General features: G+C 62.9%; 13 protein-coding genes and 1 pseudogene. 5 read left to right on the top strand and 9 right to left on the bottom strand.

Translation table 11 applies throughout. The features are described 5' to 3' along the window. Positions 1-126: 126 nt before the first annotated feature. Entirely contained in the window at positions 127-1227 is a 1101-nt protein-coding gene (locus ACTJKT_RS04650) for a polyamine ABC transporter substrate-binding protein (protein WP_440786331.1), read from the top strand. 41 nt (positions 1228-1268) lie between these two features. On the opposite strand, the gene ACTJKT_RS04655 is transcribed toward ACTJKT_RS04650, so the two are convergent. From ACTJKT_RS04655 to ACTJKT_RS04665, 3 genes are all read right to left on the bottom strand, one after another. Next, complete coding sequence (locus tag ACTJKT_RS04655; protein WP_440786332.1) at positions 1269-2906, bottom strand: hypothetical protein; 1638 nt, start codon at positions 2904-2906, stop codon at positions 1269-1271. A gap of 359 nt (positions 2907-3265) precedes the next feature. Beyond that, positions 3266-4147 (bottom strand): alpha/beta fold hydrolase, encoded by an 882-nt coding sequence (locus ACTJKT_RS04660; RefSeq protein WP_440786333.1) that lies wholly within the window; start codon positions 4145-4147, stop codon positions 3266-3268. A gap of 2 nt (positions 4148-4149) precedes the next feature. Continuing rightward, the gene (locus tag ACTJKT_RS04665) at positions 4150-5226 is read right to left on the bottom strand and encodes a sugar phosphate isomerase/epimerase family protein (RefSeq protein WP_440786334.1); all 1077 of its coding nucleotides are present in this window, start codon (positions 5224-5226) and stop codon (positions 4150-4152) included. Between the two features lie 130 nt (positions 5227-5356). Here ACTJKT_RS04665 and ACTJKT_RS04670 point away from each other — a divergent pair, with 130 nt between their 5' ends. Continuing rightward, entirely contained in the window at positions 5357-5962 is a 606-nt protein-coding gene (locus tag ACTJKT_RS04670; RefSeq protein WP_440786335.1) for a TetR/AcrR family transcriptional regulator, read from the top strand. An 81-nt stretch (positions 5963-6043) separates the two neighbouring features. Here ACTJKT_RS04670 and ACTJKT_RS04675 read toward each other — a convergent pair whose 3' ends face one another. Together ACTJKT_RS04675 and ACTJKT_RS04680 are read right to left on the bottom strand one after the other, a co-directional pair. Continuing rightward, a complete protein-coding gene (locus tag ACTJKT_RS04675; protein ID WP_009046893.1) occupies positions 6044-6361 on the bottom strand; it encodes a hypothetical protein in 318 nt (105 codons plus the stop codon). A gap of 333 nt (positions 6362-6694) precedes the next feature. After that, positions 6695-7039, bottom strand: a complete 345-nt coding sequence (locus ACTJKT_RS04680) for a hypothetical protein (RefSeq protein ID WP_053277373.1) — start codon at positions 7037-7039, stop codon at positions 6695-6697. 273 nt (positions 7040-7312) lie between these two features. Between ACTJKT_RS04680 and ACTJKT_RS04685 the strand changes: the two genes are divergently transcribed. Next, positions 7313-8767 (top strand): ArnT family glycosyltransferase, encoded by a 1455-nt coding sequence (locus ACTJKT_RS04685; protein WP_440786336.1) that lies wholly within the window; start codon positions 7313-7315, stop codon positions 8765-8767. A gap of 269 nt (positions 8768-9036) precedes the next feature. Here ACTJKT_RS04685 and ACTJKT_RS04690 read toward each other — a convergent pair whose 3' ends face one another. The 3 genes from ACTJKT_RS04690 to ACTJKT_RS04700 all read right to left on the bottom strand — a co-directional run bounded on the left by ACTJKT_RS04690 (position 9037) and on the right by ACTJKT_RS04700 (position 11128). Continuing rightward, on the bottom strand, positions 9037-9372 hold the full coding sequence (locus tag ACTJKT_RS04690; RefSeq protein WP_028681622.1) for a hypothetical protein: 336 nt from the start codon (positions 9370-9372) through the stop codon (positions 9037-9039). 162 nt (positions 9373-9534) lie between these two features. Beyond that, on the bottom strand, positions 9535-10392 hold the full coding sequence (locus ACTJKT_RS04695) for a phosphatase PAP2 family protein (protein ID WP_440786337.1): 858 nt from the start codon (positions 10390-10392) through the stop codon (positions 9535-9537). A 25-nt stretch (positions 10393-10417) separates the two neighbouring features. Then, on the bottom strand, positions 10418-11128 hold the full coding sequence (locus ACTJKT_RS04700) for a histidine phosphatase family protein (RefSeq protein ID WP_440786338.1): 711 nt from the start codon (positions 11126-11128) through the stop codon (positions 10418-10420). Positions 11129-11588: 460 nt separating this feature from the next. Here ACTJKT_RS04700 and ACTJKT_RS04705 point away from each other — a divergent pair. Together ACTJKT_RS04705 and ACTJKT_RS04710 are read left to right on the top strand one after the other, a co-directional pair. Then, a pseudogene (locus ACTJKT_RS04705) lies at positions 11589-12467 on the top strand (methyl-accepting chemotaxis protein); the annotation flags it as partial. 201 nt (positions 12468-12668) lie between these two features. Beyond that, complete coding sequence (locus tag ACTJKT_RS04710; protein WP_404940393.1) at positions 12669-13373, top strand: methyl-accepting chemotaxis protein; 705 nt, start codon at positions 12669-12671, stop codon at positions 13371-13373. A gap of 69 nt (positions 13374-13442) precedes the next feature. Here the strand turns inward: ACTJKT_RS04710 and ACTJKT_RS04715 are convergent, their stop codons facing one another. Next, positions 13443-13847, bottom strand: a complete 405-nt coding sequence (locus tag ACTJKT_RS04715) for a DUF3077 domain-containing protein (protein ID WP_053277363.1) — start codon at positions 13845-13847, stop codon at positions 13443-13445. Positions 13848-14412 lie beyond the last annotated feature (565 nt).

Consider the following 14412-nt stretch of genomic DNA (forward strand, 5'->3'; position numbering starts at 1 on the left):
TCAGTGACCCAGGCTGTCACCAGAACCGCCCTTGTGAACCTTGACCCTCTTTGTCCTTTGCCCTTTTAAAGGACCGCCTGCCGCGTACAGAACATAAAAACCATCGCCACGCTGGGGAAAAAATTCATGGCCACTATGAAAACCATACTGAGTGCCACCATTTGTGGGCTGTCGCTGCTGGCCGCCGCGGCGCAGGCCGAGCCGCGCGAGCTGCGGGTGTACAACTGGGCCGACTACATCCTGCCGTCGGTGCCCAAGGACTTCGCCAAGAACAGCGGGATCAAGGTCACCTGGGACACCTTCGACACCAACGAATCCCTCGAAGCCAAGCTGCTGACCGGCAACTCGGGCTATGACCTGGTGGTGCCGTCGAACCAGTTCCTCGACACCCAGATCAAGGCCGGGGTGTTCCAGAAGCTCGACAAGTCCAAGCTGCCCAACTGGAAGCACCAGGACCCCGAGTTGCTCAAGCTGCTGGACAGCAACGACCCGGGCAACCAGTACGGCGTGCCCTACATGTACGGCACGGTGCTGATCGGCTTCAACCCGGCCAAGGTCAAGGCGGCGCTGGGCGACAACGCGCCGGTGGACAGCTGGGACCTAGTGTTCAAGCCCGAGAACATGGAGAAGCTCAAGTCCTGCGGCGTGGCCATGCTCGACTCGCCCTCGGAAATCCTGCCGCTGGCCCTGCATTACCTGGGGCTGGACCCCAACAGCCAGAACCCGCAGGACTATGAAAAGGCCAAGGAGCTGATGCTGAAAATCCGCCCCTACGTCACCTACTTCAACTCGGCCAAGTACATGACCGATATCGCCAACGGCGACATCTGCGTGGCCATCGGTTACTCCGGCAGCTTCTACCAGTTCGGCAACCGCGCCAAAGAGGCTGGCAACGGCGTGGTGGTGGACTGGCGCCTGCCCAAGGAAGGTGCGCCGATCTGGTTCGACACCTTCGCCATTCCCAAGAGCGCGAAGAATGTCGCCGAGGCCCATGAGTTCCTCAACACCCTGCTGGACCCGAAAGTCATAGCGCCCATCAGTGACTTCCTCGGCTACCCCAATGCCAACAAGGACTCAATTCCGTTGATCAACAAGGAGATCACCGGCAATACCGACCTGACGCCAACCCCCGAAGCCCTGAAGAAGCTCTATGTGGTGCAACCGCTGCCGCAAAAGCTGGAGCGTGTGCGGACCCGGGTCTGGACCAGCATCAAGTCGGATAAATGATCCGCCCCCTCAGGCAGCCCCGCCCTGGGGCTGCCTGGTCTTCACTTCAATTCGAACACCAGACAGGGATTGCCATTCAAGCGCCCCTCGAAGATCGGGGTCGCCTGCTCCAACGCCGTCCCCGCCAATAACGCCCGATCCTTGCGCGCCAGGATCACCCAGGCCGGACGCGGCAAGGAGGCCAGCGGCGACAGATCGTCCTTGCTGATAAACCGCGGTTGCTCGTCGTGGTCCAGGTTCATCATGTAGCGCACCGCCCAGGTGTCTTTGCCCAGGTTGAGAAACACCAGGGTTCCACGGTCCTCCCCACGCAGTTGCTCCACCTGCCCGACAAAACCCCGGGTGTCGAATTGCAGATCCTTGGCCGGCTCGATCACCTTCACCAGCAGCCACCACTGCGCCGCCAGGGCCAGCAGGCTGAGCAACACCAGGCGTCGCGCCGGTGCGTTGCGAGTAGTTCGCCAGCAGTACAGCGCCAGCCCCTGCAAACCGATAAAGACCGCAATCGTCAGCGGCAATGACAGCGCCGGCCAATAACCGTGCTTCTGCCAGCTGTGCCGACAGACCAGCAGCACCACGACACACAACCCCGGCAACAGCGCGACCAGGCCGAGATAAAGCCGCCGCGCCCCAACCAGCCAACGCTGCGGCTTGAGCAGGCCGTAAGCCGCCACCGCCGCGAACATCGGCACCATGGGCAGAATGTAATAGGCACGCTTGAAGTGCGGCACCGACAGGCCAAGCAGGATCATCAGCCCGCAGGCACCCAGGCGCACCAGCAGCTGCACCTGATCGTCCGTGTGCCGCGCGGACCATTGCCGGCGCAGGACGAACAGGGTCGCCAGCGCCAGCGGCACCACGGGGAAGTAACGGTAGAGGCTGAGCTGGAAGTAGAAGTAGAACGGCTCGCCGCTTTCATCCAGACGCCCGCTCACCTGCATCTGGTAGACCTGCCGGGCGAAAGCCTCGCCGCCGCTGAACTGCGCCAGTTGCATCAGCGACCACCAGCAGGCGGCCAGCAGGAGCAGGCCGATCAGGCCATGGACGATCACCTTCCTCGCCAGCCGCCAGGCGTCGTCCCGGGACCGGCAACGCCCTAGCGCCCAGTAGGTGCAGGCCACGCCACAGACCTCTATCAGCCCCAGGGGGCCACGGATGGCGAAGGCAATAACGAACAACGGGAAAATCGCGTACTGCCGCCATTTAGAGCCCATCTGCTCGCCGCTGTGCAGCAGGTAAAAACAGCCCAGGCACAGCAGCGAGACCATCTGGTCCAGGCACACCGAGCGCGACTTCTCCAGCAACTGGGTGGTCAGCGCCGTGAGCAGCACCGCCAGCAGTGCCCAGCTGCGGTCGAGCGGCGCCAGCAGGCGGTACAGCAGCGCCAGCACCCCGGCCGAGGCCAGCGCCGTGGGCAGGATATTGGCCAATTGGTTGGGTGCGCCGAACAGCCGGGCAAAGCCATAGCTGAACAAAGTGGCGGTGCCCGGATAGTCCGGGTAAGGCTCGCCGTAGGTGGTGGGAAACAGGCTTGCGCCGTGGCGGAACATCTCCTGCAGGAACAACCACCAGCGCCCGTCGAAGCCTTGCGCTGGCTGGTCCCAGATGCCGAAAGTGAACAGGAACAAAGCGAGCAGAAAGACGCCCAACATCTCGATGCGAATGCGGTGGTGGTCCATGGTTGATCCGTCAGAGGGTGCGTTGCCCGAAGGCTTGGGCATGCCGGCTGCCATGTTGCAGCGCCAAGCCCTGAACCATCCCTGAACAGCCTGCAAAAAATGCCGGCCCAAACACCCAATGCCGATCAGCTAAAGAGGTTTTGTAGGAGCGAGCTTGCTCGCGATGAACGTCAACGATAACGCAGCGTTTGCTGGGCGAATGCGGCGTTCTTAGATCCATCGCGAGCAAGCTCGCTCCTACAAGGGGCTGTGTTCACTTAACTCATCGGCACTAGGCCCAGGCACCTGCCCTTCCATCAGCCCCCACCCGTGAAGACAGGCTGGCGCCTCACGCCCCCTGATCGCTCAGTTTGCCGTGCTCAACCCTCCTGCCGAAGAAACGGCAGCAGATGAGCAATAAAGGCCTCGGGCGCCTCCTCGGTAATGAAGTGACCACACCCCGGCACTATCGCCCCCTGAAGATTCAGCGCGTTGCCCTGCATCGTCAGCAGCGGCGCATCGCCGGTGGCATGTTCGGCGCCAATGGCCAGGACCGGCATTTCCAACGCACGGCTGGCGCGCTCACGGTTCTGCCGGATGCTCTCGGGGATGGCCCGATAATAAGCAAACCCGCCCCGCAGCCCGCCGGGTACCGAGTAGGCTTTGACATAAGTCTCGACCGCCACCCGCTGCTGATGCACCGACCATTTTTCGAACATGTAGGCCAGGTATTGCGCCTCCCGCCCGGCGATCAGCATCTCCGGCAGGTCCTGCAACTGGTTGAACATGAAGTGCCAGAGAAAGATGTTCTGCCCTGGCGGCGCGAAGATCGCCGGCGCCTCCGCCAGGCCGGGAATCACCGCCTCCGTCAGGGCCAGTTTCTCTACCGCCTGCGGGTAGTCGCTGGCCAGGGCGTAAGCCACCCACATGCCGACGTCATGCCCCACCACCGAGTACTGGCCGTACCCCAGCTCCAGCATCAGGGCATGCAGGCGCGACGCCGTGGTGCCGGTGTCGTAGCCCTGCTCGGGGCGGTCGGACAGGCCCATGCCGGGCAGGTCGACCGCGATCGCCCGGTAACCCTGCCCGGCCAGCGCCTGCATGACATGGCGCCAGGTGAACCAGGTCTGCGGCCACCCGGGGATCAACAGCACAGGCCGGCCCTGGCCCTCACTGACATAGTGAATGCGCCCACCGTCCACCTGTACGTAGCCGTGGCGGTAGTCACGCCCGGCAAACGCCTGCTGCTCGAAAAGATCCATGGTCAGCGTCCTTGATGTGAGGGCTGGGCAATGCCCAGCAGTCGGTTGATCTGCGCCTGCTCCACCGGGGCGCCGGCGAAATCGTCGAAGACTTTGTCCGTCACCTGGATGATGTGCTGGTTGATAAAGGCCACGCCCTCGCGCGCGCCCTGCTCCTGGTCTTTCAGGCAGCACTCCCACTCCAGGGTCGCCCAGCCGGCATAGTCATAGAGCGCCAGCTTGGAAAAGATCCCCTTGAAATCCACCTGCCCGTCGCCCAGCGAACGGAACCGCCCGGCCCGGTCGGCCCAGGGCTGATAACCGCCGTAAATGCCCTGGCGGCCGGTGGGATTGAACTCGGCGTCCTTCACATGAAACATGCGAATGAACTCGTGGTAGATATCCAGGTAGTCCAGGTAATTGAGCTGCTGCAGGACAAAATGGCTGGGGTCGAAGAGCATCTTGCAGCGCGGATGGTTGCCGACCCGCTCCAGGAACATCTCGAAGGTCACACCGTCATGCAAATCCTCGCCCGGGTGGATCTCGTAGCACAGGTTCACCCCCTGCTCGTCGCAGGCGTCGAGAATCGGCAGCCAGCGCTTGGCCAGCTCATTGAACGCCGAATCGACCAGGCCTTCCGGGCGCTGTGGAAAGGGAAAGAAATAGGGCCAGGCGAACGAGCCGGAAAAGGTCCCCATGTCGCTGAGGCCCAGCCGGCGCGACGCCTTGGCGGACAGCTTCAGCTGTTCGAGGGCCCACTGGGTCTTGGCGCCACTGTCGCCCCGCAGGGCCGGTGGGGCGAAGCCGTCACACAAGGCGTCGTAGGCGGGATGCACGGCCACCAACTGGCCGAACAGGTGGGTGGTCAATTCGCTGATCACCAGGCCATGTTCGGCCAGGGTGCCGCTGACTTCATCGCAATAATCCTGGCTGCTGGCCGCCAGGCGCACATCGAACAGCCGCTCATCCCAGGCCGGTACCTGCAGCGCCTTGAACCCCAGCCCCGCCGCCCAGGTGGCAATCGCCGGCAGGCTGTTGAATGGCGCTGCCGCATCACTGAATTGAGCCAGGTGCAGGCTCGGTCCCTTGAGGGTTTTCATCGTCAACCTCCTATTATTTGTCGATCAACAAAAAATAGGGCGAGCCTCGACACGCCGTCAATACGACGGCTTGATTTTTTTGTCGATCGACCAATAATTGGCAGCACTCCCTTTGCATCGAGAACTGGACATGGCTGGCAGACCCCGCGAATTCGACCGAAAGCAGGCCCTGTACAAGGCGCGCGATGTGTTCTGGCAGCGCGGCTTCGAGGCCACGTCCATGTCCGATCTGGTGGACGCGCTGGGCATTGCCTCGGCGCGCATCTATGCGGCCTTCGGTTCCAAGGAAGCGCTGTTTCGCGAAGCCATCGAAGCCTACGAGTCGGGCGACGGCGCCTTTGCCGACGCCGCCCTGGGCGACGACATCAGTGCCCGCAATGCCATCGAGCGCATGCTCAGGGAAGCCGTCGAGCTCTATACCCAGCCCGACCGTCCCCAGGGCTGCATGGTGGTGTCCGCCGCCACCAATTGCTCGGCGGACAACGACGGCATCAGGGAATGGCTGGCCGAACACCGCCGCGACAGAACCCGCTCCATCATCGAGCGCCTGGAGCAGGCCGTGCGCTCCGGCGAGCTGCCCAAGCGCACCGACGTGATGTCCCTCGGGGACTGCTATGCCACGGTGCTGCATGGGCTGTCGGTGCAGGCCCGGGACGGCATCGGCAAGTCGCGACTGCTGGCGATGATTCCCATGGCCATGGCGGCCTTCGATGCACAAAGCGAAGCGGCCACCTAGCCCTCGCCGAACCGCCAAACAGCAGACAAAAAAACGGCCCGGCGGGATCACCGCCAGGCCGCATTCGAGTCATTGCGCGAGTTACAGAAAGACCGCCGAGAGCATGCCCAGCGCGCCCAGGCAACAGCCGATCAAGGTGCCGCGTCCCGGCAACTCACGGAACACCGACCAGATCACCAGCGGTTCGAGCAGCAACAGCGAGGTCACCGACACCACCGTGATCATCCAGATATCGCCCACCGCCAGGTACCCCAGCCAATAGGCGCCGATCAGGCAGATACCGGCGAAACACATGATCAGCACGGGCAACGCCAGGTCCGGCCATGACGTGTTGCCCGTATGCGCCAGGCGGGCGGCGACCACTTCGCTGTAGATCGCGCAAAACTCGCCCAGCACCATCAGCCCTACAGCAGAAACTCCGAGTAATTCTTTGGACATATGACAAACCCCTTGGTATTGAGAGCCAGATTTTTCAGCTCCCAGGCAGCAATGGCTCCGCTGACGGAGCCGCCATGACGATGCCGAGGGGTTTGCTCTAATTCAGTGACCGTAAGGAACCTGAACATGTCCATCTCCTGAGTGGTGGGTGGTACGGGCGCCCGCTGGCGCCATGGGCAGTTGCGGGCCGCTATCTGTATAGGGGATTTGTGCGGCCGCCGACAGGTGTTTTTTTGTAGGGCATTTGTGTGTTCGCCGCCACAGGGGCCAATGTCTCCGCCTGAAAGCCTTCGGCTACTCGGCCCGGAAGTTCCAGACGATCTCCACCAGCCGCACCGCCAGGATCAGGTACAGCAGGAACAGCGCGACCTGCAGCACCCGGTGGTAAGGCAGCTTGGCCAGCCGGCGCAGACCGTCGCTGACATTGAGCAGCATCAGCAGCGCCGACACCGCGATCAGCCCCCAGCCGGTCAGGCGGGAGCCGAACAGGCCCATGAACACATGTTGCTCGCTGTGCAGCGCATTGGTCCCGGCGGCGAACAGCAAGGCGCAGACCAGCAGGTTCTTGAAGTTGTCGAAGACCCGCGTATTCAGGTCGCCGTCCAGCAGATCCAGATACTTTCGCCATAGTTTGCGCATGTTCAGGCACCTGTTCGGCCGTAGGGAAGAAAGGCGCCCGGAGCGTTTTCAGGGGGCTGAAGGCCCGCCGGGCGCACCTTCCAGCGTAGTGACGATTGCCGCAACCTGCTTGCGGCCGTTCAACGCCCCGTGGTGCGTCACATTCAGCTGGGACAACAGGCAGGAGCTTGTCCTGCAATCCGATCCCTCGCTCGTTCACGATTTGTTAAGAATCGCCTCCGTATACTCGGAGCGCCTGATCCTCCCCGGCGCAACCTCTTCGGCAGTTCCCCCATGTCGCGACCCGCACCGCTGTTGCTTCTGCTTGCCGCTCTGCTGTTCTTCTTCGCCCTGGGCAACCACCAGTTGCAAGGTTCCACCGAAGCCCGGGTGGCCGGGATCGCCATGCAGATGCACCTGGACGACGACTGGGTAACACCCCGCCTGTTCGGCCAGCCCTTTCTGGAAAAGCCGCCGCTGAGCCTGTGGCTCGACGCCAGCGCCATCCGCGTATTCGGTGGCACGCCGTGGGCGGTGCGCCTGGCCTCGGCCTTCGCCGGGCTGTTCAGCGTCATGCTGCTGTACGCCATGCTGCGCCGCTTCGGCCGCCCGAAGGTGGTGGCCTGGGTGGCCGGCGCCATGCTGGCGACCATGGCCAGTTACTGGGGCAATGTGCGCGGGGTCGGTGAAGACGCCCTGCTCAGCCTCGGCGTGACCCTGGCGCTGCTGGCGTTTTTCCAGACCCAACGGCGCCAGGCCGAACGCCAGCCGGCCCCCCTGAGCTGGCTGCTGTTCGCCCTCGGCATCGCCATCGCCACCCTGAGCAAGGGCGTGCTGGGCCTGGCGATGCCCGGCGTGGTGATCTTCGCCTACCTGCTGGCCGACAGCCTGATCGAAAAGCGCTTCACCCTCGGCCACTGGCTCAAGCCCGCCCTGCTCACCGTCCTCGGTCTGGTGCCGCTGCTGATCTGGCTCTACCTGCTGTACCAGCGCGGTGGCCTGCAGGCCCTGGGCGAAGTGCTGTGGACCAACAGCGTCGGGCGCTTCGATGGTTCCTTTGTCGAGGCCGGGCACTACGAGCCCTTCTATTACTACCTGGCCAAGCTGCCGCAAGCCTTCCTGCCGTGGAACATCCTGGTCTACCTGGGCCTGTGGCACTTTCGCAAAAGCCTGGTGAAAAACCGCTACCTGCTGTTTTTCAGCCTGTGGCTGCTGGCCCAGTTCACCCTGCTGTGCCTGGCATCGAGCAAGCGCACCGTGTACCTGATGTCGCTGACCCCGGCCGCGGCGGTGCTGGCCGCCGAATACGCGGCAGTGCTGTACGAACGCCTGCGCCTGCGCGCCGCCGGTGAGGGATTCTGGAGTGCCGTGGGGCGCCAGCGGCGGGGCCTGGCCATTGGCGTGCTGGCGCTGGTGGTGTGCAGTTACCTGGTGGCCGCGCAGTGGGCCGCGCCACGCGCCGATCGCAAGCTGTCCTTCGTACCGCTGATCACCGAAATTCAGACGCTGCAGGCCGCCGGGCAACAGGTGGCGCTGTATCAGGCCAACGAGCGCACGGGCGGCGCCAGCGTGTTCTACACCCAGAGCCTGCTCAAGGATGTGCAGACCGAAGCCCAGTTGCAGGAATACCTCAGCGCCTCGCCGACTCACGTGGCGGTCATGGCCCTGCAGGAAGACCCCAAGCCACCGCTCAAGGTACTGAAGAAAGTCACGGTCAGTCGCCAGGCCTACTACTTTGTCAGCCAATGACCGGCACAGTGAGCGCACATAAAAAAGGCACCCTCATGGGTAATGCCAGTCAGTTAAGCGAAGAAGATCCACTGTAGGAGCGAAGCTTGCTCGCGATGGTCGTTAACGGTAGCGCGTATTTATTGGGTAAACGCAGCGCCCTCAAGCCCATCGCGGGCAATCGAGCGTCGACCGGCCGCTCCTACAATTTTCTTAACTGACCGGCATTACCCTCATGGGTGCCTTTTTTCAATCTCGTCGCCAGGCTTGCGCGCCGGCGCCGCCATGTCTCACTGAACGGTTTTCAGCTTGACCACATCGCCGGAGACCTTGGTGGTGTAACCGCTCAGTACCCAGGCCCAGAACCAGTTTTCCTGGATCTGGGTGTTGATCATGGCGTCACCGCCCTTGGCCTGGATGGCGGCGGTCTGGGCACGGACGAAGCGGTTGTTCTGCCGGATTGGAATGACCCCGAACAGCATGATGCCGGTAGCCGTTGCTTCGCTGTGACCGACCACGGTGTACTGGCTGCTATCAAGTTGCTGAGTTTTCATCGCGGTGCCGGTGCAGCCGGCCAGGGCCAGGACCACCAGCGCAGAGGCGGCGATTTTGCTCAAATGTTTCATGCATGACTCCATAGATCAGAAACCCGGGAACTCTTTTCTCCGGGGCGCGCACCCTACCAGTTCTGATCAGCAAAAAAACCTCGGCAAGCGCCAAAAACTACCCCTTGGCCCTCTCCCGCCAGGTGCCTCGCACCGACGATTGGGTCAGCTACTGACGCAAGGTTATCGGTCCGCCGCTGCGATCGGCACCGCGGACGGGCCGGGCTCCGGTTCGGTGTGCGCCAGCACCGGCTGTTCCAGGCGTTCCCGGCCATAAAACAGCAGCGCGACCAGCAGGCAGGTCAGCCACACCACGATCCCCGCCCAGAAGGTGTGGGACATGTAGTGCCAGCCCTGCAGCACCCGGGTGGTGCCATAGACGAAACCCAGCGCCAGCGAGCCGTACAGCAGCGCCTTGGAATGGCGCCAGCGATAACGCCGGGCCACGAAGTACAGCGCCAGCATCGTGAAACCACCCGAGGCATGGCCGCCCGGCCAGCAGCGGCCGTCACCGGCGGTCTTCAACAGCTCGAAGTTCTCATACCATTCCTTGTGCTCGATCTTGCCGGCGTACTGGGTGGTTTCCACCGGGCAGTACACGCTGGTGTGGCCCTTGAGGTAGTGAATCGCCCCGGTGCACAGGGCGAAGGCCACCACCACGAACAAAAAGTCCCGGCGATGGCGCGCGGTAAAACGCAGCACCGGCGCTACCCGGATCTTCTCCAGGAATGCCTTGCCCCGACCGAACCTTGCGCCCTTGAACAGCGGCCAGACGAATGACAGCAGCAGCCCGATAAGCGCCAGCTCCCCCGTCCAGTTGGGAATGATCCGCGCCCATTTGTGGGTGATCTTCTCGAACAGATGGGAATGGTCCAGCGGGAAGGTCTGGCTCACCGGATCGAAGAACAGGTCGCTGAAGGCGATGTCGATCCGGGTCATGTCGAACATCAGGAACACCAGCGCCGCGCACAGCAGCGGCAGGCCCAGGTTCCATCTATAAAAACGCCACGCATCAGCACGGGAACGGGAAAGCGCCTGCATAATCAGGGTCTCGGGCAAGGGACGGTCAGGGACGGTTGAAGGCAACGGAGCGCCAGTCGCTGGCTTCGATGAAGCCGAGCATCTGCGGACGCCCGCCTGGGGTATCGGTGGAGACGAACAACGAGGCGCCGTAGCCCAGGGTCGAAGACGGTAGCTTCAGCTGCTTCTCCAGCGCGGCCATGCATTCGCTGTGGGTCACCAGCACCAGGTTGCGCCCGGCCACCTTGTGCGCCAGGGCATCGCGCAACATGCTGCGTTTGCAGTCGATCAGCCAGTCTTCGCCACTGCCGGCCTTGCTGAACATATAGCCCGAAGTCTGCACCGCGCGAGTCAACGGGCTGTGATAGATGTCGGCCTTGTCCAGCCCCAGGTGCTCGAACTGCGCGCCGACGCCCACCGCCACGTCACGGGCACGGTCGGTGATGCCATCGGGCAGGTTCAGGCAAGCGGCCCTGGAATGGTCGCAACGCTCGACGTGACGAATCAGCACAATCATCTGGCCCTTGGCCCAGCCAGCGCTCAGCGCCTTGGCTCCGGCCAGGTTGCCATGGGCCAGGTCCGGCACCGCCGCGGGCTTGAGCAGAAAGAACACCATCGGCAGCACCAGCAAGGCCACCAGGCTTATCACCAGGGTGTTGCGATAACGGGCAAAACGGCTCGCGACAAGCGCAGGTTTTGCCACCGGAAGACTGAGTCCTGACGTCACGTTCGAGCCGCCCCTATGACCACCAGACATAAAATCGAGCAGCGCCGCCCAAGCTAACCGCCGCCCATGACAATCGAGCGCGAGGCACCCGATCGATGGGCGGACTCTAGGCAGCCTGGCGTGGGCCAGGGGTGAAACGGATGTGAAAAAAATCTCAATCGGCCAGGCGGTTTCCGTAGAGAAATCAGGCCCTTGGAAAGCCCCAAAATGGTGCACAAAACTAATCCGATGAAATCGTTTCAGCTATTGCCCTTGCCGCCGATACACACCTGCGAACAAATCCTTGCTGGCCACCAATAACAACAATCTTCCAGCGATGCACGATCAAGAAGCACAACGTTCCTGGAGGAATTGCATGAATAGCTGGTTCGGCAACATCAGCGTCAATCTCAAGTTAGGCCTGGGCTTCGGCCTGGTCCTGGCCCTGACTACCATTCTCGCCATCACGGGCTGGACCAGCCTGGGCGGTCTGATCGACCGCAGCAACTGGATGAGCGACATCACCCAATTGAACGCCGGGCTGACCAAGCTGCGCGTGACCCGCCTGCAATACATGCTGACCAACGGCGACGAAACCGCCGCGCAGAATGTGCAGACCACCCTGGACGACTTCTCGACCCAGCAGCAGAAGCTGCAGAACAGCTTCAAGAACCCGGCCAACGTCAAGCTGCTCAAGGAACAGGGCGCCACCATCAGCGCCTACCAGGCGTCCCTGAACAAGATGCGCAACGCCTACCGCAACGCCAATGCCGCCCGCGTGGTGATGAACGGCAACTCCGAAGCGGCGCGCAACCTGATCAACAACATCACTGCCCACGTGCAGCAGATGCCCCTGAGCGACCAGCGCTTCGAGCAGTTCCAGGCCATCACCAAGGCCCGCGAAGAATTCCTGCTGGCGCGCTTCGAAGCCCGTGAATACATCTACAACAGCACCCCGGACGCCGAACGCAACGCCGTCGCGCAAATGGACGCCGCGATTGCCGCACTGGGCCCGCTGGACAGCCATTTCAGCAGCACCCAGGGCGATGCCCTGCGCCAGCTGAAAGCCGCCCTGGGCGACTACCGCAGCTCCCTGCTGACCTTCAAGACCGCCGTCGGCGAAGCCGGCCAGGCGCGCAAGGAAATGACCGACCAAGGCGCCCTGATCGTCAGCCAGAGCGAAGAGCTGTACCAGTTCCAGCTCGACCGCCGCGACGAAGAAAGCGTCCAGGCCCGCAGCCTGCAAATGATCAGCACCCTGCTGGCGCTGCTGGTGGGCATCCTGGCCGCGGTGGTCATCACCCGCCAGATCACCCGTCCGTTGCGTGAAACCATGACCGTGGTCGAGCGCATCGCCTCCGGCGACCTGACCCAGGACGTGCGCGTCACCCGCCGCGACGAGCTCGGCGTGCTGCAACAAGGCATCGGCCGCATGGGCGTGACCCTGCGCGAACTGATCGGCGGCATCCGCGACGGCGTGACCCAGATCGCCAGCGCTGCCGAAGAACTGTCGGCCGTCACCGAAGAAACCAGCGCCGGGGTCAACAGCCAGAAGATCGAGACCGACCAGGTGGCCACCGCCATGCACGAGATGACCGCCACCGTGCAGGAAGTCGCGCGCAACGCCGAAGAAGCCTCGCAAGCCGCCTCCGCCGCCGACGGCGAAGCCCGCGAAGGCGACAAGGTGGTGGCCGAAGCCATCGCCCAGATCGAACGCCTGGCCAGCGAAGTGGTGCGCTCCACCGACGCCATGACCGTGCTGCAACAAGAAAGCCAGAAGATCGGCAGCGTCATGGACGTGATCAAGGCCGTGGCCGAACAGACCAACCTGCTGGCCCTCAACGCCGCCATCGAAGCCGCCCGCGCCGGTGAAGCCGGTCGCGGTTTCGCCGTGGTCGCCGACGAAGTCCGTGCCCTGGCGCAACGCACGCAGAAATCCACCGAGGAAATCGAAGGCCTGGTGGCCGGCCTGCAGAACGGCACCCAGCAAGTGGCCCTGGTGATGAACAACAGCCGCAGCCTGACCGACAGCAGCGTCGACCTGACCCGCAAGGCCGGTGCCTCCCTGGAGAACATCACCCGCACGGTGTCGAACATCCAGTCGATGAACCAGCAGATCGCCGCCGCTGCCGAAGAACAGAGCGCCGTGGCCGAGGAAATCAGCCGCAGCATCATCAACGTGCGCGACGTCTCGGAACAGACCGCCGCCGCCAGCGATGAAACCGCCGCCTCCAGCGTCGAACTGGCCCGCCTGGGCAACCAGCTGCAAATGATGGTCAGCCACTTCCGCGTCTGACCCTCGCCTTCCCACCACGGGAAAAACGAGGAGCCCACAAGGAAGTGGGCCCCCATCACCACCGCGCAATCACCCCTCCCGCAACACCCCCTGCCGGCCCGCGCCATCCAGCAACGCATCCACCACCGCCCGCGCCATCTCCACCGAATGGATCATCGACCAGATCAAGCCACGCTCGATGCCGCTGGCACTGGTGATCTCATCCGCCGTCTCCTCGGCGCACTTGAGCAACAACGACACATGCAACAACGCCTCCTCGGCACTGACCCCGGCACGCACCGCAAACAACGGCCGACCGTTACCGTCGCGACAACCGAAAGAAGCACTGCCGGTTTCCTGCAAAGCACAATGCAAAGGCTCCCCCTCAACGCGACTTTCCAGCGCCTGACGAAGGGTTTGATTGGGGATTTCCAACTGAACGATCCGTTCGCGACTGGGCGAAAGCATGGGCGGATCGGGGACGAGCTTTTTCATGGTGGATCCTCTTGGAATGGAGCCACCACCTACCGCTGCTAAACGAATGAGGGTGGCAGCTGTACGCGGGTTAGCAGACCGGTCCAAGACGCCCGGCGCACCCGAAGGCGCCCCACGCACAGCCGCCATGACAGCAACCGAAAAAAGCTGGTTGAGCTGACAGCAATACCTGCGTGACTTGGAAGCGAGCTGCTAAACCCGATCACTGAAAAACCAGTGACGAACCCGAGGCTAGACAGTGCCATTCCCAGACGCAAGCGGCCCGGAGTTTCTCGGAAAAGCCTTACAAATGAAAGCGAAGTGCCTCACTTTCAGACAGCGTCTTACACAACCCAAAGCGGCATCCAGGCGACCTGACGGCACCCGTTCACTCCGGCAGGAATGTATTAACCCCTGTAGGAGCGAGCTTGCTCGCGATGGAGGTGAACGATAACGCGCGCTACCTGACACATCGCAGGCCATGTGGGTTTATCGCGAGCAAGCTCGCTCCTACAAAAAACACCGATATGGCCGCGACCCCTGTAGCCGCTGCCGAGCCTGCGAGGCTGCGATAGGACCGAAGGTC

This window comes from Pseudomonas sp. 22526, assembly GCF_052044735.1.
Classification (GTDB): domain Bacteria; phylum Pseudomonadota; class Gammaproteobacteria; order Pseudomonadales; family Pseudomonadaceae; genus Aquipseudomonas; species Aquipseudomonas piscium.